This is a genomic window from Serratia sp. PAMC26656, assembly GCF_016469055.2.
Classification (GTDB): domain Bacteria; phylum Pseudomonadota; class Gammaproteobacteria; order Enterobacterales; family Enterobacteriaceae; genus Serratia; species Serratia plymuthica.
The window spans coordinates 104,165-128,573 of sequence record NZ_CP150486.1 but is presented as its reverse complement, the minus strand read 5'-3'; the positions used below and the strand labels follow the sequence as shown (position 1 = coordinate 128,573).

Genomic DNA, 24,409 nt, shown 5'->3' with positions numbered 1-24,409 from the left:
GAATATTAGGCTGTGTCGTACAGCCTACAAATACGCCCTGAGTTTCACAGTGGGGCGGAAAGCAGAAAGTGTACCACTCTGTTAGACCGCATGCCTTTGCGGATGTCACTCATTGAAGTGAAAAATAATGGATAGTCGGGTTTTTAATGCAAGAATGAGTTACTCGGGGGAACAAAATGTCACCGGCTACGGCCGCAGCCGGTGATTTGAAGCTAAAATCAGGCAAAAGGCAGTGTTTTATCGGCACCTTCGCCGTGCTTGTTGGACAAGGTGTCTTTCAGCTGTTTTTCATCCAGCTGTTTGCACCATTTCGCCACCACCACGGTTGCCACACCGTTACCGACCAGATTGGTCAGCGCACGGGCTTCGGACATAAAGCGGTCAATGCCCAGAATCAGCGCCAGACCGGCCAGTGGCAGATGGCCCACTGCGGAAATGGTGGCAGCCAACACGATAAAGCCGCTACCGGTCACCCCGGCAGCCCCTTTCGAGGACAGCAACAGCACCACCAGCAGAGTCACCTGATGCACGATATCCATATGGGTATTGGTCGCCTGAGCGATAAATACCGCCGCCATGGTCAGGTAGATCGAGGTGCCGTCCAGGTTAAAGGAATAACCGGTCGGGATAACCAACCCCACCACCGATTTTTTACAGCCCAGCTTTTCCATTTTGTCGAGCATGCGCGGCAGCACCGACTCGGAAGAAGAGGTCCCGAGCACAATCAGCAACTCTTCTTTGATATAGCGAACAAATTTGAAAATGCTGAAACCATTGGCGCGAGCAATGGTGCCAAGCACCACCACCACGAACAGTACGCAGGTAATATAGAAGCAGGCAATCAACTGGCCGAGTTGCAGCAGCGTACCCACGCCATACTTGCCGATGGTGAACGCCATTGCCCCGAACGCACCCAGCGGCGCCAGGCGCATGATCATATTGATGATGCCGAAAATAACGCGCGAGAAACTGTCGATCACGTTGAAGATCAACTGGCCTTTATCACCCAGGCGATGCAGGGCGAAACCGAACAGCACGGCAAACAGCAGCACCTGCAGAATGTTGCCGCTGGCGAAAGCGCCGATGACGCTGCCGGGAATGATGTCCAGCAGGAACGGAATGATACCCTGCTGCTGAGCCTGTTCGGCGTATACCGCCACCGCTTTGGCGTCCAGCGTGCCCGGATCGATGTTCATCCCCGCACCCGGCTGTACCACGTTGACGATCAGCAGGCCAATCAGCAGCGCCAGGGTGCTGACAATTTCAAAATAGAGCAGTGCGATCGCACCGGTGCGGCCTACGGCTTTCATGCTCTCCATGCCCGCGATGCCGGTCACCACGGTACAGAAAATCACCGGCGCAATGATCATCTTGATCAGCTTAACGAATCCATCGCCCAGAGGTTTCATCTGTGCGCCAATCTCAGGATAGAAATGGCCAAGCAGGACGCCCAGCGTAATCGCCGTCAGCACCTGAAAATAGAGGCTCTTAAAGATAGTGATTTTCATATGAACATCCTTTGGGGGGGAAGACACGCACCAGGCGGTAGTCTAGTTATCTCGCCTGTTCATCGCTTGCGCGGAAAATAACACCCACATAACAACATGGAAATAATTTGTTGCAGCCACAGACACATGTTGATACGAATTTAAGAGCTGAAACGCGCCAGCTCGAATGTATGGCGGCGAATTGCGTAACTATTTCTTTGCACTAACGCAAAAGGGGTAGCTGATAATCAACGCTTTTTGGGCAGGATATGCAACGGGCGACGCACGCGCCGCCCGAAGCGAAAGGCGAAGGTGGAGAGCTTAAGCAGGCAGTTGGCAGAACTGCGCTTCAAATTCCGCACGCGGCAACGGACGGGCAAACAGGAACCCCTGACCACTGTGAATACCGTGCTGCAACAGCCAGTCGCGCTGCCCGGCATTTTCGACGCCTTCGGCCATCACCGGCAGATGCAGCACCTCAGAAATCGAACTGACGATACGCACCATCGCGTCATCCGCCGGCAATCCCTGAATAAAACTCTTGTCGATTTTAATCAAATCGATCGGCAGGCATTTCAGGCGGTTAAGGTAATTAAGACTGGAATATCCCATGCCAAAATCGTCCAGCGCAATCGACAGCCCCAGGTCGTGTAGTTCCCGCAACAGCGCCAACGCACGATCGAGATCGTCAATGCGCACCGTTTCGGTAATTTCCAGCAGCAGCTTGCGCGGATCAATATGATGCTGCGCCAACATGCTCTTCAGGTGTGGGATAAAGTCTTCATGCTGCATCTGGGTGGCGGAAATATTGACCGCCAACGGCAGCGTAATGCCTCTGGTCTGCCAGTCCGCCAGAATGCGGCAGGACTCCTCCAGCACCCAGTTGCCGAGCGGCACAATCACGCCAAGCTCCTCGGCTAACGGAATGACGTCTGCCGGCAGAGTAAAACTGCCGTCGTACTGCTGCCAACGCAGCAGCGCCTCGGCGCCGATCACCGCATTGGACTGCATGTCCATCTGCGGCTGCAAAAACAGGGTGAAGCGGCGTTGCTCAATGGCGTGCAGGATTTCACTTTCCTGCGTCAGGCGCTTTTGGGTGCGTTCCGTCAGGCTTGGCTCAAAGAACAGGATCTGGTTCTTGCCTTCACGATGCGCCGACATCATCGCCGAAGTGGCGCTGCGCAGCAGTTGTTCCGCACTCTCCCCCACATTGAGATAGTGGGCGATACCGATGCTGGCACTTGGCCGCAACGGCATTTCCTGCAGGCTCAGCGGCGCATTGATCTGCGCCATGATGCGGCGCGCCAGCTGCATGGCGTGGAACGGTCGCTCGACGCCTTTGGCCAAAATAGCGAATTCGGTGTTGCTCAGTTGCGCCAGCACGCCGTTCTCATCAAGACATTCACGCAGCTTCTTCGCCAACGCCAGCAACAGCGCTTCGCGCATCGCCGGGTTGAGCACGCCGGAGGCCTCATGCAGCGTCTCAATGCCGATGACCAGCAGGTTAAAGCGATCGGGCCGCAGGCTGGAGGCGATATGCTGTTCCAGCAAGGCGGTAAACAGCGCCTGGTTAGGCAGCCCGGTTACCGGGTGGCGCGTGCTCAGGCGGCTCATCTCGGCATAGGCTTTGGCCAACCGTTGCTGATTGCGATTGTAATTGCGCACCAACAACCCCAGTTCATCGTCCTGGTGCAGGGCCGGCAGCATCAGTTGGTGATAAGGCGCTTCGTCCTGCGAAATATTTTCCAGCTCTTTCGCCATTGCGCGCAGCGGATGCACCATCAGCCGGTTCATACACCAGCTGATCGCGACCGACAAAATCAACGCCAGCAGCAAATAGGTCGACAACATGGTCGACAACATGCTGAGAATGAATTGGTACATGCGGAACGAATCGGCCTGCAGCACCAGATAGGCCAGAGGCTGCGGATTGGCAGGCACACGCTCCAGCGAATAGAGCGGAACAGAAATTTGTATCGGCAACTCGAAGAGGCGGGCGATCAACGTAGGCACCGGGCGTTCCGGTGGGAAATTGGCGTGCAATGCCTGGAATTCATTCGGCAGCACGATATCCGCACGGGTCAATATGCCCACCGGCAGCAAGGTGTTCAGCACCCGCTTGGTTTCCGGCACGTCCATGCGCAGCACGGCTTCCGCTAGCGGTTGGCGTACGGAATGAGCAATGTTTTCCAGTTGCTGGGCATAGTCATCCCTGCGCTGCTGCACAAAGTGGAATAACTGGATCACGATAAATATGCAGATCGTCACCAGCGCCACACCGGACACCGTTGCCATCTGTTTAATCGTTAATGAACGCCTGACCCGCAAACCTGCTCTCCGCTAATTCGGGCTGAAATAAAAAAGAGGTTAAGAAGTATCCTAGCCCCCTTCGGACCGGTCCGAGTATACTCGATTGTCTGCCGTTTTTATCTTGCCATACCCATGGCAGAACCAAGAAAACTGCGGGTTTCAGTCTTTTCTTAATCGAAAGGCCCTATCTCGCCCCGGCACATGCGCGCCGGTGGCGGAAAATGGCAGGACGCAGCCTTAACACAGGGTAGCAAAACTACCCTGTGTCCGACACTCCGAATCTGACTGAGCCGGGTTATTTGAAGTCGGCGTAAGGCGTAAGCGGCTGCGGCGGCAAATCGAGGTCGCCCTGCCAGCCCGCCAACGAATAGCGTAGATAAATCAATGCGTGGCTCGGTGTATAATCCTTCGCCTGCTGAATATCAATGCCGGCGCCCAGTGTCCAGTGCGAGCTGAGACGGCGCTCAACAATCGCCCGCAAAGTATAACCAACGCCGGAAGAGGAGCTGCCGTCTTCCACCGCGAACTTGTCCGGCAATGAATCCGGTATCAGCCCCTGCAGCGGGTAACGCCGTTGGCTGTTGGTTTTCGAATGGGACAGCGATACCGATCCGCCCAGTTCCCACGACCAGTTCTCGGTACGCTGGCGATAATTTACCGGCACCGCCAGCGACATATATTGCTGCGGGCTGTAATACCCCCCCTGGCCGAGCGAGTAACCGCTCAAATCCTTTTGATAGTGCCACAGCATGGTGTTCAACCCGACGGTGACGCGGCGGTTATCTTCGTTGATCAGTTTGTAGTAATAACCGGCCATAAACCGCTCGCGCTGGTTATCCTCGACGTTTTTGCCGGTAAGTTGGTGCGCGCTGAGGTCAGCCCAGACACCGTGCGCTTCGCCACGGTCGTAACTGGCGCTAAGGCTTACCCCGGTGGCGCGCACGCCGCCCCAGGTGGTGCCGGTATTCGGATCCTTAGTGCCGCCAAACGCCAGCAGCGAGCTGGAAATCGGCCGGCGCGAAGCCGCCAGCGTCCAGCCAATATGGTTCCAGTCATTGCTGTAGGCCAGCCCGCCTACCCAGTCGACTACCTCAAAGCCCATCGGTGTGGTACCGATGTCCCCTGCCCAACTCTCGTTTTTCCAACCGGCCGCCACGCTGGTGCCGGTGGTTTTCTGACGCTCGTCGCCGCTGCAGCCTTGGGTATTGCAGGTGCCGAAGGTTTCGTAATACTTGCCGCTGCTGTCGGAGGAAAAACTGCCGGCACCCAGTTGCACGGTATCGGTCCGCAGGAAGGCCCGCCCGTCGTACAGCGGCATGTCCACCTGCAACATGGTGTCGTGCGCTTTGTAGTCGGAAATGCCGCCGGTACCGCTGGAACGCCAGTAGTCGTGATCGAGCGTGACATTGACATCCTGCTGGCGGTACAGATCCGCCGCGTCCGAGCGAATACCGCGCTTGAGCCAGTCGTCACTCGGGTTGTTGCGCGTCAGGTAAGTGTAACTGTCGTTATCCTGCGGCACGGTCGGCGTGATACCGCCGGCGACCATCGCCTGCTTATAATCCTGTTGCGCCAGTTCAGGCTGCCGTTGTGCACGCTCAATCCGGGCCGCATCGCGGTAAATCAACGCTTTCGCCTGCCCCGCCGGCTCCTGTTGCGCGGCCGTTTTCAGTCGGGTAAAGATATCGCTCGCTTTCTGCGGCTCCCCAACGGCATACCAGGCATTGGCTACTCGCCGCCCGCTGTTGCTGGAAGGTTCCGGCTCCTGCGGTTCGGTTTGCAGGCGCTGACGCGCTTCGCTGAGTTTGCCCTGCGCCACATAGGCCTCAACCTCACCCAAGCGCGCATCCGGGTTGCTCGGCTCGCGGGCCCGCACCCGTTGATAATCGGCCAGCGCGGCATCATATTCACCACGCGCCAGCGCCCAATCGGCCAACTGAAGATCGATACGGGTATCCGCCGGTTGTCGGCGCAGATAGGCTACCGCGCCAGGTTCGTCGCCTGCGGCGCGCAGCCGTTCGGCCTGTTCCAGCGTCGCCTGCATTTTCAGCCGCTGCGCCAGCTCGCGCATGTTGTCGTTCCACTGCGCGGCGGGCAAGGTATTCAACTGATCCAGCGCCTGCCGATCGCGATCGCTGCCGGAGAGGTATAACGCATAAGCATAGGCCTGCTGCGGATTGTCACGCTGTTTCCGCGCCAACCGGCTGAACAAGGCGTCCGCCTGTTGCGGTTGCCCGGCCTGACGCAGCGTCTGCGCATAGTGATAGGTCAACCAGACGTCATCAGGGTCCATCAACTGGGCGCGGCGGTATTTTTCCGCCGCCTGATGCCATTGCTGCTGCCCGGCCAAGTCGTCAGCCTGCTGTTTAAGCATATCGAGCTGCAGACCGTCGAGCGTACTGCGCAGCTTGTTTTGCTGGCTGCGCGGCAGGCTATTGAGATAGGCCAGCGCCTTTTCCGGCGACTGACGCTGGTAGATATTCACCAGGCCGCGCACCGCACTGCCGTTGCCCGGCTCCAGCCTCAGCGCCTGCTGATAATAACCTTCAGCGGCGGCGTCATCTTTACGCGCCACCGCAACATCACCCAGGCCGAGCGCCGCACTGCTGTCGCGGCGGTCAATCTGGCTGGCCTGCTGGTACTTCTGCTGCGCCAGCGCCAGATTGCCGGCTTTCAGCGCCTTGTCGCCTTCGTCAATCGCCAGCCAATAACCGTTGCTCTTAATCAGGCTCTGCCATTTACTGCTGTTATTGCCCCCTTTATCGGCCTGCAACGCCTGACGGAACAGGCTCAACGCCTGGGGGCGATTACCGGCGCGTGAATAGGCCTGGCCCAGCGCCCCCAGCACTTCGGCATCATTGGGCGAGGCCGCCAGCGCTTTTCTCAATTCGGGGATCGCCGCACGGCTGCCGCCCTTGTCCACCTGCGCCAACCCGCGCACCCGCGCCAGATAGGTGGGATCCGACAACAACGCTTGCTGCCGGGCCAGTTCCTGCCGAGCGCTGACCGCCTGATCGCCGGTTTCAAATACGCCGAGGAATCGGTTGAGGGCCGCCACGCTTTGCGGGCTGACCGGCATGGCTTTAACCTTTTCCAGCCACAGATCGGCGGCATCGCCGCGTCCGGCGGGATCGGCAGCCACTTTTTGCAGTAAATCATAGGCCTGCGCGTCACGATCCTGGCTGAACAGCATCCGCGCCAGTGACATGCGCAGCGGCACGTTACCGGAATAGTGTTGATCCAGCGACTGTAGCTGTTTCAGCGCAGCGGCTTGCTGACCCGGCAGACGGGCAACCAGACGCCAATACTCCACCGCCAGTTCCAACGTTGGCGGATCGCCATGGAACAAATCATCATACTGCGCTTTCGCCTCCGGCAAACGGCCGGCGGTCGCCATCAGCCGCGCCTGTTGCAGTTTTTGGCGGGTTTCCGGCTGGGTCAGCAGCATGTTCATTTCCGCCTGGCGATAAGCGCTGGACTGCGGCGCAATCTGCTTGAGCTTATCCAGTTGCTGCTGCGCCAGCGCCTGATTGCCCTGCCGCAACGCCAGGCGCATGCGCGCTGAAATCACGTCCGGGTTATTCGGATCCATCAGTTCAAGCCGATAAAGCGACTGGCGCACCAGCTCATCCTTGTTACTGGCCTCCCCGACGCGCACCTGTTCCAGCAACCACTGTTCCGGCGCGACGGCTTCCGCCCCCTGCGCCTGCGGCAGCATTGCCAGGCTTAAAGGCACCAGGCCCAGCCAGTTTATTTTGAAGTTACGCATTGGCCGCCCCAGGCGGGTTGAAGTTCACCCTGCCGATTAAAACGATAACGTTGTTGATCCCATCCCTGGCCGAACAGCGTCAAAGAGGCGCTGAAATAGGCATCGTCGCCCGGAGGGTGTTGATTGATGCGTTGACGCTGGGCGTCCAGCGCAGCCGTTTGGTTGGCCAACATCGGCAGCATGGCGGCGGAGAAGCCCACCGGGCCATCGCCGCTGGTTTTACCGCTGGCGGTGTCGGTTTTTTCCGGCGGAACGCCCTGTTGAGCGGTCAATTGCGCCATCGGCAGCAGCTGTTTGATCAATGCGGCTTTATGCTCGTCATCATCCGCCAGCATGCCGGCCCACAGATAAACCCGGATGGCGTCATAGCCGCCGATATCCGGTTTCACGGTATCCGGTTGCCAGCCTTTGCCGACCTGCCACACCGCCCAATCCGGCGAAAAGCCGTGCGGTGCGGTTTCCAGCAACAGCCGCTGATTGGTTTGCTGCATCGCTCGCCATGGGCCGTTCAATGCGGCGAAACGCGCCAGCAGCTGCGGCGGCAGGTAGCTCGGATTGAGCCGCCAGCGATCTTCCGCCACGAACCCGACCTTGCCCGGCAGCAGCATCAGCCCCAATCCGGGAATATCGGCCACTTCTTCGCGACCGATACGCTGCAATAGCAGCGTACCCAGAGTTTGATAACGCCTGCTTTTCCACAAACGACCGGCTTCCAGCAGATTGTAGGCAATCCACAGATCGGCATCGGACGCCGTATTCGTGTCCAGCACCGTCCAGCGCTTTTTATCGTCCTCGCCCCACAGCCAGGCGGGTAAATGGGCGCTGAGATCGCCCGCCGCCAGGTTGTTTTCCGTCCATTCCAGCAGCTTGTCGAACGTCGGCCGATCGTTCGCCACCAGAGCGAAAAACAGGCCGTAGCTCTGCCCTTCCGAGGTGGTGATGCGGTTCGGGCTGCTGGGGTCGATCACCCGTCCTTCGTCGCTGATGTAAAACTGTTTGTACTGTTGCCAGGCCGGCCACTCGCAGGCCGCCGCCGCGCTGAATGCGCACAGCAGCAGCATGCCGAACGTCAGGCGTTTCAGCGTTGCGAACATGGCGATTAATCCCGATCTTCAGGCGACAGGCGACGGCGGCTAAAGGCCTTCAGGCCACGCCACAGCATCAGCGCCAGAATCACCACCACCGCTACCGCAATCACCGCCAGCAACACCGGATGGGTCGACAACGCGTGCCAGATGCGCTCCCACCACGGCAGGTGACCGACATAATAAACGTCGCCCACGCGCAGGCTGTTCACCCCCGATTCGCGGATCACCGCCACCGAGCCAAACACCGCCGCACGCTTGCCGCTGTCCAGCAGCGCCGTGTTCAACAGATCATAGCCGCGCGGGCTGTCGGCCAGTAGCGCCACAATGCTGCGCTGATCGTTAAACGGCGACTGCACGCCGATAATCGCCGACATCGCGCCTTCGGAACTGATGGTGGTCTGGCTGTCGGGTTTGGTGTCCTCCGGCAATACATCCATTGTCGGCAGCGGCAACTGACGCGTTGGCTGCTTCACCCAACTTTGGGTGGCATCCACCAGCAGACTGATTTTTTTGTCGTCCCGCAGTTCCGGCGGGATAGTGCCGATCATCAGAATATCGGCATCGCGATCTTTGGCCTGCGACCAGTCGTCACTCAGCGTCATTGCCAACGCCGGGTAACCGGTTTGGGCGCCGATGATCCCCAGCGCGTTCAGCATGGCGCTGACCTGCGCCGGCTGCGGCTGTTTGTTGACCAGCACCAGCGTCTGCGACAGGTCGGCCAGACGGCTGAACGGGAAACCGGCATTGGCGAAGGCGCGCAGATCCGGCATCGCCATAAAGTGACGGTAACCGGAGAAATCAATGGTCGACGAACCGTCGATGACCGCGTGGTTTTGGGTGAACGAATACGTCTCGCAACGCCCTTCCGCCCCACTGGCCAACAGCGTGGTGTAATCAAAGTCGAAACGCATCTGGTTGCTGGCCCCCAACCGCAGCGCCGGAATATTGACGCTCTTGTCGGAGTCGATCAGCCCCTGGGTCAGCGGCAGACGCAGCAGTTGAGTGCCCTGCTCGTGTTCCGGCACCAGCGAATAGGCCTGCACGAACTGGTTGTTCAGGCTAACGCTCAGGCGCGAGCCGTCCTGAATGCGCGGCGCGGTATAGCGGTATTTCAGGTGCATATCGATGCCGGTGCTGCGGATCAGGAACAGGTCCGGCGGCAGGTTCATGGTCAGCGAGATCGGGCCAGGCTCGATACCGCTGGTTTGCAGCTGTTCGGCGTACTGCTGCAACTCGGCAAAGGTCATTGGCCGATCGGTGCGCACCCAGTTAGGCGCATCGTACGGCTTGCGCGGTGCCAGTTGTTCAACCTTGTCCACCGTGACGTTCTGGCCGCGGAACAGAATGTTGCCCTGCGCAATGCCTTTTACCGCGGTGATCAAATCGTTGTCATCGCGCCCCTGCACCAGCAGCAGTTTGACGTAGGGATTGTCAGGATGGCTGATCATCTCCACCGTTGGCCCGTTGACCGCCGGGTAATCGCGCAGGAAATCCGGGCGCTGTTTATTGGTGGCGAAGACGATGGCGTGCTGGTCCGGCAGCTTGTTATACAACGTCGGGAACGACTGGCCGCGCCACTGCGCCTTGCTGCCGAACCACGAGGCCAGCATACCCGCCGCACGCTGCTGGGTGAGGTCCGGCGAGCCGGCGAACACCATCGGCAACGTCAGCGGCCGGTTGTCGCGGCTGTCCAGGAAAGGCTCCGGGAAATGCGACAGCTCGTTCTTCAGCGGCAGCGTCTGGAAACGCAAATTCAGCGAACTGGATTTGCTGACGTCGAGCCACAGCGTACTGTTGGCCGGGTTTTCGCAGATGTTCTGGTAGTGGCCGACGAACACCAGCCGCACGCGGTTAAAATCGGTGATATAGCGCGGGTCGATCGCCATCTGGATGCGATTCGGCTTGCCGAGCTGTTCTTTGGTGAGGGTGGTCACGCCCATCAATTCGTCATTGAGGTACACCTTGACGTGCGACTCTACCGGGATCAGCGACGGCGAAGGAGTGAACTCCAGATCGAGCGTCGCCTGCGACACCACTTCGTCACTGCGGACGCCGAACTCAACCTGGCCATCCGGCCGGGTGCCGCGCAGGGTAAAGGTCCCCGGCGGCGGCGCTATCTGGGCAAACGGCAATTGCACGTCACGAACCGGCGCATTCGCATCCTGCGGTGCGGCCGCTCCCATTGGTGTGGTGACCGGTGCATCGGCCGGTACATTTACCGGTGGCGCGACGACGGTCGGCGCGGTGGCGGTTTCAGCCTGAGACAGGGTGCTGATGCCTAAGGCCAGGGCGGTAAACCAGGTTATTTTTCTCGTCATCGTATCATCATCAATGTTAGCGCCTGGGAGCCAGGCAAGTGAGCGGGGCGGTTTGCCTATACCACTGTCTCTTTTTGGCTGAAAGCCGGGTTCCTGCCAACACCGTGCGGGATAAATGACGCTATCCACGCAATCATCGTCGTGAATCCGACCAGCAGGCTGCGCACCATCGGCGGCGCATAGTCCGCCATACGCAGGTAACCCCGGAAGCCCAGCGCCAGAACGTCACGCAGGCTTTCGATCGGTTTATCTTCAGGGAACCCGTCCTGCCACAGCGCCCAGGTATCGGCGCGGGCAAAGGTGCACTGAATAAAATCAATATGTTCACGGGTGGTGAGTGAGACCATGCGGATCCCCACCTTACTGCCGAAGGCACGCGTGACCACGCACGGGAAGCTGTATTCCTGCTGGCCGCGTTTTAGCAGCAACGACGCCTTGTCGCCGTCTTTCAGCGCATCCGACACGCGCATTTCAATCCCTACCCCGCCGTCGGAATAGTCGCGCAGCGTGCAAGGGAACAGGTGACCATCGGCGCGGGCTATCGCGGCCGGCATGGCAATCTCCACGCGGTGCGCCTGGCGCACCTGCTTGGCCTCTACCGCCACCGCCACCGCGCCGCCGAGAATGGTCATGTTGTACAGCACCCACACCAGGCTGACGATCACCGTCATGACTTCGTCCGTCGGGCCGTAGACCATCCGCCAGGCGCCGAAGATCAGGCCGGCCAGATTGAGCACCACCAGGAACATGTAAGGCCGGGTAATCACCCAATCGACATGCTCCTCTTCTACCAGCCCGCCTTTGGCGGTCACGTTGAATTTGCCCTTGTGCGGATTGAACAGCGCCACCGTGGTAGGTCGGGCGATATACCAGGCCAGCACGGTCTCGTAGATCTCGCTCCAGAACGAGTGACGGTATTTACCCTGGATGCGCGAGTTGGTCAGGCTGGCATGGATCATATGCGGCAACACATAGAGCGCGATCGCCAGCGCAGGTGCGAAAATGATATAGGCGTGCAGCAGCAGGAACGCCAAAGGCGCGGTGAGGAAAATCAACCGCGGAATACCGGACAAGAAGTGCAACATGGCGTTGGCGTAACACAGCCGCTGCGCCAGTTTCAGCCCCTTGCCGAACAGCGGATTATCCAGCCGGAAAATCTGCACCATGCCGCGCGCCCAACGAATGCGCTGGCCAATGTGCGCCGACAGGCTTTCAGTCGCCAGCCCGGCGGCCTGTGGAATACGGATATAGGCCGAGGTGTGCCCGCGACGATGCAAACGCAACGAGGTATGGGCATCTTCGGTGACGGTTTCCACCGCGATGCCGCCTATCTCATCCAGTGCGCTGCGGCGCAGGATGGCGCAAGAACCGCAGAAGAAGGTCGCATCCCACATATCGTTGCCGTCCTGCACCAGGCCGTAGAACAGCGTGCCTTCGTTCGGGGTCTGGCGGAAACGCCCAAGGTTGCGCTCAAACGGATCCGGCGAGAAGAAGTGATGCGGGGTCTGCAACATCGCCAGCTTCTTGTCTTTGAAGAACCAGCCCATGGTCAATTGCAGGAAGGAGCGGGTCGGCACGTGGTCGCAGTCGAAAATCGCCACAAACTCGCCGGTGGCCTGCTTCAGCGCGTTGTTGATGTTACCGGCCTTGGCATGCTCATGGGTCGGCCGGGCGATATATTTTACCCCCACTTCTTCGGCGAAGGCTTTGAATTCCGGTCGGTTGCCGTCATCGAGGAGGTAAATATTGACCTTCTCTTTCGGCCAATCGATACCCAGCGCGGCGTAGATAGTCGGTTTCACCACCCCAAGATCTTCGTTGTAGGTCGGCACCATCAGATCGATCGTCGGCCAGGTCGCGCTGTCGGCAGGCAGCGGCACCGGCTGGCGGTTAAGCGGCCAGACGGTCTGGAAATAGCCCAGAACCAACACTACCCAGGCATAGGTTTCCGCCGCCAGCAGCAGCAGGCCGCAGGTCAGGCTGAGCGGATCGTCCCAGTTCAGCGTGGCGGTGTAGCGCCACCAAAGGTAGCGGCAGGAAACGGTCAGCGACAGTACGATCAGCATCAACCCCGGCAAACGGCCCGGTACCCGGCGCACCACCATCGCAATGCCCCACAGCAGCACTACAAACACAAACTGCGCCTGCAAATCGAAGGGTTGCGAAATGCACAGCATGGCGAGGATCGCCGCCAGTACGCCGACAATGATAAACAGCACGCGGCGCATGCGCCGGTTCATCTGGCTCAGGCGTTCCACTGAACGCTGTTCCACCCCGGCGCTCTGCAATCGGTGCGGGAGCATTTGCAACCAGTTGGCGTAACGCAGTTGCAGGCGGTGCCAGCCGGCGAAATAATGACGGCCCATCGGCGCACGACCAGAGCGAAACAGCAGCAACCACAGCCCCTGCAACAGATAACGCAACCCATCCGCAGGGCGCGGGCGGCTGAAGGATAAATGCGGGAACCAATAGGCGCGGCCGGCGCGCACCCGCTGCCAGTCCGGGGATTCAAAACGCAGGAAAACCCAGCCCAACGCCACCAGCAGCGTGGCAAAGAAGGCGCTAAAGGCCGAGGATCCGTTACGGCGGTAGGTTCGATAGCGCGTCTGCACCGCCTGATGGACCGGCGGCACCAGCAACAGGCTCATCACCCGGCTCATGGCGCCGCATCCTTGAGATTGATCAGACACCAGTTGGCCAGCGTCAGCACCTCATCGGCAGCCAGACTTTCCGGGCGGTACTCGCCCAACGGCTGCTTCACCGCCATCGCCTCGGCCATCGCCTCATCGCGGTGGATAGCCACCGGCAACAGGCCCCCCAGGGTTTGCAACCACAACTGATGCAAATCCTGCTGCAACTGGCTGGCAGCGAAATAATGGTTAATCAGAAAGCGGCAGCCTTCCGGCAACGCCTGTTGATGCAGACGGATTTGGCAGTTGGCGTCCGGGGCGATCAGCACGAAGATGCTGTCTGCCAGCGCCAGCGCCTGACGCGCCAGTACGCTATCGTCCGCCGGCACGTCGAGCAGGATCCAGTGGTATTGACCGCCGCCGACCAACTGCGTCAGCCTATCTTGCCAGTGGGCGGGGGATTGCAGATTCAGTCGTTCCGTGGCCGTTAGCCGGCCAAAAGGAAGAAAGTCGAGCTTTTCGCAATAGCGCATGGCGCCCTGCTGCCACTCGCCGCCGTCCTGCTCCGCACGGGCCCAGCCGCGCTCCAGCTCAAACGGCGTATTAAAATGCAGGCGTAACAGATTATCCGGCGCGAAATCAATCACCAGCACCGATTCACCCAACTGTTGTAATGCCCAGGCAAGCGCCGCCGTCACTGACGTCGTGCCCATTCCGCCTCGCAGACCCTGCAGAGCAATCACTGGCATAAACTAGCGACTCCCCGTTATCTGCGCCAATTCGGCCAGCAGCGGCCAGCGCGTCATCATCTGCGTTAATCGTTCCTGACGCGAAATATCGACATAACTTAATGTCGGCAGAGAAAATGCCTCGCTAAGGGCCAGCAGATCATCCTGAGTTTCCGACGGAGCCACGGTTTGAAAGTGCGTTAATTGATTATTCATTCTGCCGCCTTTAAAAATAGGCTAATGTTAATTAACTATAGCAACGTAAAAAAAAGACATGGCCAATAAGATGATTCCTAACAGATATTATTACACAGATTGTCAGATTTGTTATTATTGATCCCAATGATACGATGACTGACTAGCATTACTCAGTTGGCCGCAACGACACTTTCAACGAAAGTAGAAAAATATCCTATGGCGCAATCTTTCTCATTAGGTATTCGGCAGATTTGGGAAGAACTGTCAGTGATGCAGTCCCCGGGGCTCTATTGGGTGAATGTCGACCGTCAAACTGATGCCACTCTGCTCTGCCAACAAACCCTGGCTGCCCAGGCCGCAACCAGCCAGGTCGCGCTGATCTGCAGTGGAGAAAAACCCGACAAACTGCTGGCTGAACTGGCCTCCCCCGCGCTGAAAAAAATTCCGCTGTACCAGTTACCGGAAAAAAAAGCGGCGCTGACGCATTTTTGCGATGACCTGATGCGCGCCTTAAAACCGCAGAACCGCTTATTAATCCTGCTGGCCCACGCAAGCCTGTGGCAAACCTTCACCACCGAAGAGTTACGCGATTGGGCCCGTAACACCGGCAACTGGCTGCGTCGGCAAGGGTGTACCCTGTTGATCCTCAGCCATGGCAGCGGCGTGAATAAACTCAAAGGGCAACTCAGCCCCCAGCACCGCATTCTTAACGGCCTGTCCAGTTTGCAATGGCAGCAAGACAGCGCACAGTATCTGGTTAACTGGTGGTGCACGGGAAACGGCATCAACGCCAACCAGTTGCTAACGCTGTATGTCGGTGAAAACGGTTGGCAGGGTGACGATGACAACAACCAAGCCTCGCCCACCTCGATACGCAGCGACGAAGGTCTCTACCTGGCCCAGCAAAGCATTCTTGAGGGCGCACCGCCGCTGTCGGCCCACTGGCAACTGTTGGAAAGCAATGAGCAACTGGCTCAGCACGGCATGCTGACGCTCTCGGCGACGCTGATATTTGCGTTGTACCAAAGCGATGAGATCGATGTGCTGGCCCATCAAATTCACAGCCTGCGCCGCCACCGCGGCAACGGGCTGAAAATCGTGGTGCGCGAGATGAGCGCCAGTCTGCGCTACAGCGATGAACGCCTGCTGCTGGCCTGCGGTGCCAACCTGACGGTGCCGCACGTTGCGCCGCTGTCGCGCTTTCTGACCATGCTGGAAGGCATCCAGGGGCAACGCTTCTCACGCCATGTTCCGGCGGATATCGACGCCCTGCTGAACGGCTTGCGACCGCTGCAATTGAAAGGCTATATGCGCCCGGACGACTTCAGCCAGGCGGTCATTTCGCTGATGGAAAACACGCTACTGCCGGAAGACGGCAAAGGTGTGATGGTGGCGCTGCGTCCTGCACCGGGGCTGCGCGCCGAGCAGGCGATGACCCTGTGTCATCTGCGCCGCTTCGGTGACGTGATGACCGTGGTGCAAGGGCGGTTGGTGCTGTTTCTCTCCACTTGTCGGATTAACGATCTGGACACCGCGCTGAAATTTATTTTCCGCTTGCCGGTGAGCGAGGCGTTCAGCAACCGCGTGGTATGGCACCAGGACGTGGATATTACTTCAGAAATCAAACGGCTGGCGCACAACGCCAATATTCCGTTAGCGCCGCAGGCCACCAAGCCGTCCGCGCAGCGCCAGAGCGCCACCGTGGCTGATAGCCCGCAAGAGCGCCGTCAACCGGTGGCCTTCACGTTGACCACCGGCGCACAGGAGAACAAGCATGCTGAACCTTAACGATATCGTGCAGTTGATCCTGCTGTGCGCGATCATTTTTATTCCGCTGGGGTACTTCTTTCACCGCCGTTTCCCGCGCTGGCGTCAATATTGGCAAAACCTGTTTTTATCACCGCGCTATTTAAAAACCTCCGGGTTATGGGTGCGCGAAGGTTCTTCATCTCAGATTAAGCGTAAAAAACAGCCATGAAGCCAAAAAACAACACCCAACCCGATAACTCACTGTGGCGCTACTGGCGCGGGCTAGGCGGCTGGAACTACTACTTCCTGGCCAAATTCGGCCTGCTGTGGTTCGGCTACCTGAATTTCCACCCGCTGCCGAACCTGGTGTTCATGGCGTTCCTGCTGATGCCGATACCAGCGATGCGTCTGCACCGCTGGCGGCACTATGTCGCCATTCCTGTCGGTATCGCCCTGTTCTATTACGATACCTGGCTGCCGGGCATTAACAGCATTCTCAGCCAGGGCTCGCAGTTGACCGGCTTCAGCGCCCAATACCTGCTGGAACTGGTGACCCGCTTTATCAACTGGCAGATGATCGGCGCCGCCTTCGTGATGCTGATTGCCTATCTGTTCCTGGCCCAGTGGGTACGCGTCACGGTCTTCACCGTAGGGGCGCTGGTGTGGCTGAATGTCCTGACCATCGCCGGCCCGGCCGTGTCGCTGTTGCCCGCCAACACCACCGCAGCCACCACCACGCCGGCAACGACGGTGCCGGTCGCAGCAGGCAGCGATAATGCCCCGACCGACAGCGCGCCGCCGACCAGCGCCAACCTGACGGCCTACCTGAATCAGTTTTACGATAGGGAAAAAGCCCGCACCACTGCCTTCCCGGCCACCCTGCCCGCCGACGCTCAGCCGTTTGATCTGCTGGTGATCAACATCTGTTCGCTGGCCTGGGCCGATATGGATGCGGTGAAACTGCAGAATCACCCGCTGTGGTCGAAGATGGACATCATGTTCGATAACTTCAACTCGGCGACGGCCTACAGCGGCCCGGCGGCGATCCGCCTGCTGCGTGCCAGTTGCGGCCAAACGTCCCACCACGATCTCTATCAGGCAGCAAACCAGCAGTGCTACCTGTTTGATAATCTGGCCAAGCTGGGCTTTAAAGAGCAGCTGATGCTGGACCACTCGGGCGTGTTCGGCGACTACCTGAAAAATCTGCGCGAGCTGGCCGATATGCAGGCACCGCTGATGTCGCAAGCCGGTATCGGCAATGAACTGGCCTCTTTCGACGGCGAACCGATTTACAACGATCTGGAGCTGCTCACCCGCTGGCTGGATCAGCAACAGAAGGCCGGAGATACTCGCAGTGCGACCTTCTTCAACGTCATTCCGTTGCATGACGGCAACCGTTTCGTCGGCTCGAACAAGAGCGCGGATTATCAACCGCGGGCGCAAAAGCTGTTTGACCAGTTGAATACCTTCCTGGAACAACTGGAAAAATCCGGACGCAAAGTGATGGTGGTCATTGTGCCGGAACATGGCGCGGCGTTGGTGGGTGACAAAATGCAGATGTCCGGCCTGCGTGATATCCCAAGCCCGAGCATTACCCATACGCCGGTCGGCATCAAACTGGTGGGCATGAAAGCGCCGCATCAGAGCAGCCCACTGCAAGTTAAAACGCCAAGCAGTTATCTGGCGCTCTCAGAGCTGGTGTCCCGCCTGGTCGACGGAAAAGCCTTCACCGCGCCGAGCGTAGACTGGCAAGCGCTGACTCAGAATCTGCCGCAAACGCCGGTTATCTCGGAGAATGACAACGCCATCGTGATGCAATATCAGGGTAAACCCTACATTCGCCTCAACGGCGGCGACTGGGTGCCTTATCCACAATAAGCGCCACGGCCAACCCCGCAGTTCATTCTCAGGCACGCCTTCGGGCGTGCTTTTTTATGGCTTGCAGAATAAAAAGAATGACTGCAGCGATGAACCGCCAGTAATTAAACGTCGGGCTAATACAGTGCGATGACGGGCATCATGATTTTAACGATACTCCGAATATAAATAATATTTTTTTAGGATTAGGGTAATAAAACCAATATTTATGAATATATCAGAAATAATTATTCAATAAATAAAGTTAATGGCTCCGGTAATTCCCCTAAAAAAAATGCCGGCGTAAATGCCGGCATTATCATTAATTATCAGCGATAACAAAGTTATGCCGCAGGATTTTCATCCTGATCGACCGCAAAACAAGCCACCATCTGGTCGCCGTATTGCTTAAGCTGCGGTTGCAACTGAGTGCATGGCCCGAAGGCACGACGGCAGCGAGCATTGAATGCACAACCTGGCGGCGGATTCATCGGGCTGGGCAGTTCGCCGGTTAGCTTGATACGCTCGCGGCGCATATCCGGATTCAACCGCGGCGTGGCAGACAGCAGCGCCTGGGTGTACGGATGACGCGGGTTGTTGAAAATGGCGTCTTTACTGCCCTTCTCCACGCAACGCCCGAGATACATCACCATGACCTCGTCGGCAATGTGCTCCACCACCGACAAATCATGCGAGATGAACACATAAGACAGCCCCAAATCCTGCTGCAGGTCCATCATCAGGTTCAGCACCTGCGCACGTACCGACACATCGAGTGCAGACACGGGTTCATCGGCAATCACCACGTCCGGGTTTAGCATCAGCCCACGCGCGATGGCGATACGCTGACGCTGGCCGCCGGAAAACATGTGCGGATAGCGATCGTAATGCTCGGTTTTCAGCCCGACCTTCGCCATCATCTCCAGCGCCTTTTCACGACGCTCCGCGCTGGTCAGCGTGGTGTTGATCTGCAACGGTTCCTCGAGGATCTGTCCAACCTTCTTGCGCGGGTTGAGCGATCCGTAAGGATTCTGGAACACAATCTGGATCTTCTGGCGCCGCAGCTTCTCGGCGGTGACGTCCGGCTTCAGCAGATCCTGCCCCTGATAGTACAGTTCACCTGCCGTCGGCACTTCGATCATCGTCAGCAGACGGCCAAGAGTCGATTTGCCGCAGCCTGATTCGCCCACCACCGCCAGCGTTTTACCGCGCTCCAGCGTGAAGGTAACGCCATCCAGCGCCTTGACCAGCCGTTCCGGGGCAAATATCCCCTTCTTGACCGCGTAGTGTTTCTTCAGGTCAATCGCCTGCAATAAGGGTTGATTCTGGCTCATACGGTCGGCCTCCCCGCATCATCCAGCGGTGTGTGACATTTAACCTGACGGCCGGGAATGCTGCGCAGTTCCGGCTCCTCTGCGCGGCAACGCTCATTGGCGTACGGGCAGCGCGGGTTGAGCAGACACCCGCTAGGGCGGTCATATTTGCCCGGCACCACGCCCGGCAGCGAAGCCAGACGCGCCTTGTCGGCGGCGAATTCCGGCAGCGCGCGCAGCAGTGCCTGAGTGTAGGGGTGACGCGGCGCGCGGAAAATCTCTGCGGCCTTGCCGGACTCCACCACCTGGCCGGCGTACATCACGATGATGTGGTGCGCCGCTTCGGATACCAGCGCCAAATCGTGGGTGATCAGCAAGAGCGCCATATTCTCGCGCTGCTGCAACTCCAGCAGCAGTTCGATAATTTGCGCCTGGATGGTCACGTCGAGCGCCGTGGTCGGTTCATCGGCAATCAGCAACTTGGGCCGACAGGCGATCGCCATGGCGATCATTACGCGCTGGCTCATCCCGCCGGAAAGCTGATGCGGGTACACGTCCAGCCGCGAGGCCGGATCGGGAATGCCCACCTGGGTCAGCAGATCGACGGCCCGCTGGCGGCGGGTACTGCGGTTACCGCCCTGGTGTACCTTCAACGCTTCCATAATCTGGAAACCGACGGTGTAACACGGGTTCAGGCTGGTCATCGGGTCCTGGAAGATCATCGCCACTTCCGAGCCCACCAGTTGGCGACGCTCTTTTTCGGAAATCTTGCGCAGATCCTGGCCGTTAAACTCCAGTTTTTCAGCCATCACCTTGCCGGGGAAATCGATCAATCCCATGATCGCCAGCGAACTGACGGACTTGCCGGAGCCGGATTCGCCGACGATGCCGACCACCTGGCCCTGCTCAATGCTGTAACTGATACGGTCGACCGCGCGGAACGGTGTTCCTTCGTCACCGAAGTGCACCGAAAGCTTGTCTACATTTAATAACGCCATCTCTCTCGTCCTCTGTTACTGCTTGAGTTTGGGGTCGAGAGCATCACGCAAACCGTCCCCCATCAGGTTGAATGCAAGCACCGTCAGCAGAATCGCCACGCCGGGGAAGGTCACGACCCACCAGGCGCTTTGGGCGAACTGCAACACGTCGGAGAGCATGGTGCCCCACTCCGGCGTTGGCGGTTGCGCCCCCATGCCCAGAAAGCCGAGAGCGGCCATATCCAGAATGGCGTTCGAGAAGCCAAGAGAGGCCTGGACGATCAAAGGCGCCAGGCAGTTTGGCAGAATGTTGATAAACATTTGGCGCATCGCACCGGCGCCCGCCACGCGTGAGGCAGTGACGTAATCGCGGTTCACTTCCACCAACACCGCCGCGCGGGTCAGACGCACATAGTGCGGCAGGGCGACAAAGGTCAGCGCCAGCGAGGCGTTAACGATCGATGGGCCGAAGATCGCCACCAGCACCAGCGCCAGCAGCAGACTTGGCAACGCCAGCATGATGTCGACGATACGCATGATGACAGCATCCACCACGCCGCCGAAGTAGCCGGCCAGCAGGCCCAACACCACACCCATGATCAGTGACAGCACCACCACCAGACAACCGACCAGCAGTGACAGCCGCGCACCGTACATCAGGCGCGACAGCACATCGCGGCCAACATCATCGGTGCCGAGGACGTATTGCCAACTGCCCCCTTCCTGCCAGGCCGGTGGCCTGAGCAGCGCATCGCGGAACTGATCCGCCGGGGCATGCGGTGCCAGAACGCCGGCGCCAATAGCAATCACAAACATCAAAACGATATAAACCAGGCCGACAACGGCCCCTTTGTTGCGCTTGAAATAGTGCCAGAACTCCTGGAACGGGCTCATGGGCTTCGGCGCGCCTTTAACTACAGGCTCAGTGACTTGAGACATTAGAGCGCCCCTTATTTCTTGTGGCGAATACGCGGGTTGACCACGCCGTAGAGCACGTCTACCAGCAGGTTAACCAGAATAATCATACAGGCGACCAGCAACACGCCGCCCTGAACGACCGGGTAGTCGCGACGTTGCAGCGCGTCCATCAGCCAACGCCCCAGGCCCGGCCAGGAGAAGATGGTTTCGGTCAGAATGGCACCGGCCAGCATGGTGCCGACCTGCAGGCCGATGACCGTCACCACCGGCAACAGCGCGTTGCGCAGCGCATGCACCACGATCACCCTCATACGGCTCACGCCCTTGGCGCGTGCGGTACGGATATAATCTTCGCCGAGCACTTCCAGCATCGAGGAGCGCGTCATGCGCACGATAACCGCCAACGGAATGGTGCCGAGCACGATGGCCGGCAGGATCATATGCATTACCGCATCGGTAAAGTCGCCCGGTTCGCCCCAGATCAGAGTGTCGATCAGCATAAAGCCGGTCAGCGGCAAGCTGTCATCGAGGAACACCGTATCGCTGACGCGCCCTGATACCGGCGTCAGGTTTAGCTGCACCGACACCAGCATGATCAGCATCATGCCCCACCAGAAAATCGGCATCGAATAGCCGGTCAGCGAAATGCCCACCGCGGTATGATCGAATATCGACCCCCGCCGGACCGCCGCCAGCACCCCTACCGGAATGCCCACCAACACGGCAAAGATCATCGCACAGAAACCGAGCTCCAACGTGGCTTTAAAGCGTGGAACAAACTCTTCCCACACCGAGATGCGGCTTTTGAGGGAGGTACCCAAATCGCCATGCAGCACGTTGGATACGTAATGGAAGTATTGTTGATAGAGCGGTTTATCCAGCCCCATTTCCGCCATCAACTGCGCATGGCGTTCTGCGGAGATCCCGCGTTCCCCGGCCATGATGGTCACCGGGTCACCCGGGATCATATGGACGAATGCAAAAGTCAGCAAAGTTATGCCGATAAACGTTGGGATAACTAACCCCAAACGTCGGAGTATGAACTGCAACATATCCCGAACTCTCTGTATCAATGCCCGGCAGCTCATCGTCCGCCAGGCTTATTAAAGCTCACACACTTTGAACAACCCTGATGCCATACGCCGGGGACGACTCAGCAGAAGCGCAACCTGTTGCGCCCCTGCCAAGTCCTTTTGTGCACCCCGGCCGAAGGGCCAGAATTAATCTAGAGAGACATTCTCAAAGTGATGCTTGCCAAGCGGATCCACGACGTAGCCTTTCACTTCTTTACGCACGGGCTCATAAACGGTGGAGTGGGCAACAATCAGCGCCGGAGCCTGATCGTGCATCACGACCTGAGCCTGTTTGTACAGTTCTACGCGTTTGTCGTGGTTTGGTTCGGCGCGCGCCGGTTGAATCAGATCTTCAAACGGCTTGTAGCACCAGCGGGAGTAGTTGGAGCCGTCTTTCGCTGCAGCGCAGCTGTACAGCGTGGCGAAGAAGTTATCCGGATCCCCGTTGTCACCGGTCCAGCCCATCATCACCGTCTGATGTTCGCCCGCCTTGGCGCGCTTGAGGTATTCACCCCACTCATAGGTCACGATTTTGGCTTTCACGCCGATTTTCGCCCAGTCGTTCTGGATCATTTCAGCCATGCGACGCGCATTCGGGTTATACGGACGCTGTACCGGCATCGCCCACAGATCGATGGCGAAACCGTCAGCCATGCCGGCTTCTTTCAGCAGTTCTTTGGCCTTGACCGGATCGTAAGTGTAATCCTTCACCGCGTCGTTATAGCCCCACATGGTCGGTGGGATCAGGTTCTTGGCCGCCTGGCCTGCACCCTGATACACCGCGTCGATGATCGCCTGCTTGTTGACCGCCAGGGTCAGCGCCTGACGCACTTTCAGGTTATCCAGCGGTTTTTTCTCGACGTTGAACGCCAGGTAGCCGACGTTCAACCCCGGTTTTTCCATCAGGTTGATGGTTTTGTCCTGCTTCATGCGAGCGATGTCAGCCGGATTCGGGTACGGCATTACCTGGCACTCGTTTTTCTGCAGTTTGGCGTAACGCACGGAAGCGTCAGGCGTAATGGAGAAGACTAAACGATCGATCTTCGGCTTGGTGCCCCAGTAGCCTTCGAACGCCTTGTACAGGATTTTCGAGTCTTTCTGGTATTGCAGCAGCTGGAACGGGCCGGTACCGACCGGGTTCAGGTCCACTTTTTCCGGCGTGCCGGCTTTCATCATGTTATCGGCGTATTCGGCTGACAGGATGGATGCGAAGTCCATGCCCAGATCGGCCAGGAACGGCGCTTCCGGGCGGTTCAACACGAAGCGCACAGTGTTATCGTCCACTTTCTCGATTTTTGCGATCAGCTTCGGCATGTCCATGCCTTCAAAGTACTCATAGCTACCGCCGGAGACTTTGTGATAGGCGTTATTCGCGTCCAGCTGGCGTTCGAACGAGAACACCACGTCGTCGGCGTTAAAATCGCGGGTCGGTTTGAAATCTTTGCTGCTCTGCCACTTCACACCTTTACGCAGGTGGAAAGTGTAGGTTTTGCCGTCTTCGCTGACGTCCCATTTTTCGGCCAGGCCCGGCTCCAGTTCGGTGGTGCCGATTTTGAATTCGACCAAACGGTTATAGATGGGCACCGAGCTGGCGTCATAGGTGGTACCCGAGGTGAACAACTGCGGGTTGAACCCTTCCGGGGACCCTTCAGAACAGTAAACCAACGTTTTGGCTTGCACGCTGGCCGCTACGGTCAACGCAATCAGCCCAATCCCGAATTTCAGAATCCCTGTTTTTCCCAAGGAACTTGTCATCGCTGTGCTCCGTTATGTGATGTGATGTGTGTATTACTGCCAGACCCTATATTTTTTATTGCACGGCCTGTGCAGTCAGTGCCCGAAGGCTGAAGGGATAATCGCGCGTGAGAGCCGGGGGGAACGTATCCCGGCGGGGCGTCTGAGCGCGTGGAATTCACTCAAACAACTCTAGCTCTTACCCCTGAGACTACCAAATTGCCAACTGTTTGGGGTGTCGTCAATATAACCAGTGGGGA

The 24,409-nt window shown here is 58.4% G+C and carries 16 protein-coding genes; 3 read left to right on the top strand and 13 right to left on the bottom strand.

Features of this window, described 5'->3' with window-relative positions; genetic code table 11:
- Positions 1–218: 218 nt before the first annotated feature.
- The 8 genes from JEM67_RS01085 to bcsR form a co-directional block, all read right to left on the bottom strand.
- Entirely contained in the window at positions 219–1,508 is a 1,290-nt protein-coding gene (locus JEM67_RS01085; RefSeq protein WP_199636435.1) for a dicarboxylate/amino acid:cation symporter, read from the bottom strand.
- Positions 1,509–1,808: 300 nt separating this feature from the next.
- Entirely contained in the window at positions 1,809–3,815 is a 2,007-nt protein-coding gene (gene hmsP, locus JEM67_RS01080) for a biofilm formation regulator HmsP (RefSeq protein ID WP_199636434.1), read from the bottom strand.
- Positions 3,816–4,092: 277 nt separating this feature from the next.
- A complete protein-coding gene (gene bcsC / locus JEM67_RS01075; protein ID WP_199636433.1) occupies positions 4,093–7,566 on the bottom strand; it encodes a cellulose synthase complex outer membrane protein BcsC in 3,474 nt (1,157 codons plus the stop codon).
- On the bottom strand, positions 7,548–8,660 hold the full coding sequence (gene bcsZ, locus JEM67_RS01070) for a cellulose synthase complex periplasmic endoglucanase BcsZ (RefSeq protein ID WP_199636432.1): 1,113 nt from the start codon (positions 8,658–8,660) through the stop codon (positions 7,548–7,550). Before bcsZ ends, bcsC begins: the two co-directional genes overlap by 19 nt.
- Before the next feature lie 5 nt (positions 8,661–8,665).
- Entirely contained in the window at positions 8,666–10,972 is a 2,307-nt protein-coding gene (gene bcsB / locus JEM67_RS01065) for a cellulose biosynthesis cyclic di-GMP-binding regulatory protein BcsB (RefSeq protein WP_199636431.1), read from the bottom strand.
- A 56-nt stretch (positions 10,973–11,028) separates the two neighbouring features.
- Positions 11,029–13,632 (bottom strand): UDP-forming cellulose synthase catalytic subunit, encoded by a 2,604-nt coding sequence (gene bcsA, locus JEM67_RS01060; RefSeq protein WP_199636430.1) that lies wholly within the window; start codon positions 13,630–13,632, stop codon positions 11,029–11,031.
- Positions 13,629–14,351 carry a cellulose biosynthesis protein BcsQ gene (gene bcsQ, locus JEM67_RS01055; protein ID WP_199636429.1) on the bottom strand — a complete coding sequence of 241 codons (723 nt, stop codon included), beginning with the start codon at positions 14,349–14,351 and terminating at the stop codon, positions 13,629–13,631. Before bcsQ ends, bcsA begins: the two co-directional genes overlap by 4 nt.
- A 3-nt stretch (positions 14,352–14,354) precedes the next feature.
- Complete coding sequence (gene bcsR, locus JEM67_RS01050; protein ID WP_199636428.1) at positions 14,355–14,546, bottom strand: cellulose biosynthesis protein BcsR; 192 nt, start codon at positions 14,544–14,546, stop codon at positions 14,355–14,357.
- 198 nt (positions 14,547–14,744) lie between these two features.
- Here bcsR and bcsE point away from each other — a divergent pair, with 198 nt between their 5' ends.
- The 3 genes from bcsE to bcsG are packed head-to-tail and all read left to right on the top strand — an operon-like array spanning position 14,745 to position 18,155.
- Positions 14,745–16,316, top strand: a complete 1,572-nt coding sequence (gene bcsE / locus JEM67_RS01045; protein ID WP_199636427.1) for a cellulose biosynthesis protein BcsE — start codon at positions 14,745–14,747, stop codon at positions 16,314–16,316.
- Positions 16,303–16,506 (top strand): cellulose biosynthesis protein BcsF, encoded by a 204-nt coding sequence (gene bcsF, locus JEM67_RS01040; protein ID WP_199636426.1) that lies wholly within the window; start codon positions 16,303–16,305, stop codon positions 16,504–16,506. The genes bcsE and bcsF overlap by 14 nt, the downstream gene beginning before the upstream one ends.
- On the top strand, positions 16,503–18,155 hold the full coding sequence (gene bcsG / locus JEM67_RS01035) for a cellulose biosynthesis protein BcsG (protein ID WP_199636425.1): 1,653 nt from the start codon (positions 16,503–16,505) through the stop codon (positions 18,153–18,155). Before bcsF ends, bcsG begins: the two co-directional genes overlap by 4 nt.
- A gap of 323 nt (positions 18,156–18,478) precedes the next feature.
- Here the strand turns inward: bcsG and dppF are convergent, their stop codons facing one another.
- The 5 genes from dppF to dppA form a co-directional block, all read right to left on the bottom strand.
- Complete coding sequence (dppF, locus tag JEM67_RS01030) at positions 18,479–19,468, bottom strand: dipeptide ABC transporter ATP-binding subunit DppF (protein WP_199636424.1); 990 nt, start codon at positions 19,466–19,468, stop codon at positions 18,479–18,481.
- Positions 19,465–20,445, bottom strand: coding sequence for a dipeptide ABC transporter ATP-binding protein (dppD, locus tag JEM67_RS01025; protein ID WP_199636423.1), 981 nt, complete (start codon positions 20,443–20,445; stop codon positions 19,465–19,467). The genes dppF and dppD overlap by 4 nt, the downstream gene beginning before the upstream one ends.
- 15 nt (positions 20,446–20,460) lie before the next feature.
- Positions 20,461–21,363 (bottom strand): dipeptide ABC transporter permease DppC, encoded by a 903-nt coding sequence (dppC, locus tag JEM67_RS01020; protein WP_013811015.1) that lies wholly within the window; start codon positions 21,361–21,363, stop codon positions 20,461–20,463.
- A gap of 11 nt (positions 21,364–21,374) precedes the next feature.
- The gene (gene dppB, locus JEM67_RS01015) at positions 21,375–22,394 is read right to left on the bottom strand and encodes a dipeptide ABC transporter permease DppB (RefSeq protein WP_013811014.1); all 1,020 of its coding nucleotides are present in this window, start codon (positions 22,392–22,394) and stop codon (positions 21,375–21,377) included.
- Positions 22,395–22,562: 168 nt separating this feature from the next.
- The gene (gene dppA / locus JEM67_RS01010; RefSeq protein WP_013811013.1) at positions 22,563–24,170 is read right to left on the bottom strand and encodes a dipeptide ABC transporter periplasmic-binding protein DppA; all 1,608 of its coding nucleotides are present in this window, start codon (positions 24,168–24,170) and stop codon (positions 22,563–22,565) included.
- Positions 24,171–24,409: the final 239 nt, after the last annotated feature.

Coding starts and splice junctions, on each gene's coding strand:
- JEM67_RS01085 (WP_199636435.1), bottom strand. CDS start 1,508: ATGAAAATCACTATCTTTAAGAGCCTCTATTTTCAGGTGCTGACGGCG.
- bcsC (WP_199636433.1), bottom strand. CDS start 7,566: ATGCGTAACTTCAAAATAAACTGGCTGGGCCTGGTGCCTTTAAGCCTG.
- bcsZ (WP_199636432.1), bottom strand. CDS start 8,660: ATGTTCGCAACGCTGAAACGCCTGACGTTCGGCATGCTGCTGCTGTGC.
- bcsB (WP_199636431.1), bottom strand. CDS start 10,972: ATGACGAGAAAAATAACCTGGTTTACCGCCCTGGCCTTAGGCATCAGC.
- bcsA (WP_199636430.1), bottom strand. CDS start 13,632: ATGAGCCGGGTGATGAGCCTGTTGCTGGTGCCGCCGGTCCATCAGGCG.
- bcsQ (WP_199636429.1), bottom strand. CDS start 14,351: ATGCCAGTGATTGCTCTGCAGGGTCTGCGAGGCGGAATGGGCACGACG.
- bcsR (WP_199636428.1), bottom strand. CDS start 14,546: ATGAATAATCAATTAACGCACTTTCAAACCGTGGCTCCGTCGGAAACT.
- bcsE (WP_199636427.1), top strand. CDS start 14,745: ATGGCGCAATCTTTCTCATTAGGTATTCGGCAGATTTGGGAAGAACTG.
- bcsF (WP_199636426.1), top strand. CDS start 16,303: ATGCTGAACCTTAACGATATCGTGCAGTTGATCCTGCTGTGCGCGATC.
- bcsG (WP_199636425.1), top strand. CDS start 16,503: ATGAAGCCAAAAAACAACACCCAACCCGATAACTCACTGTGGCGCTAC.
- dppF (WP_199636424.1), bottom strand. CDS start 19,468: ATGAGCCAGAATCAACCCTTATTGCAGGCGATTGACCTGAAGAAACAC.
- dppD (WP_199636423.1), bottom strand. CDS start 20,445: ATGGCGTTATTAAATGTAGACAAGCTTTCGGTGCACTTCGGTGACGAA.
- dppC (WP_013811015.1), bottom strand. CDS start 21,363: ATGTCTCAAGTCACTGAGCCTGTAGTTAAAGGCGCGCCGAAGCCCATG.
- dppB (WP_013811014.1), bottom strand. CDS start 22,394: ATGTTGCAGTTCATACTCCGACGTTTGGGGTTAGTTATCCCAACGTTT.
- dppA (WP_013811013.1), bottom strand. CDS start 24,170: ATGACAAGTTCCTTGGGAAAAACAGGGATTCTGAAATTCGGGATTGGG.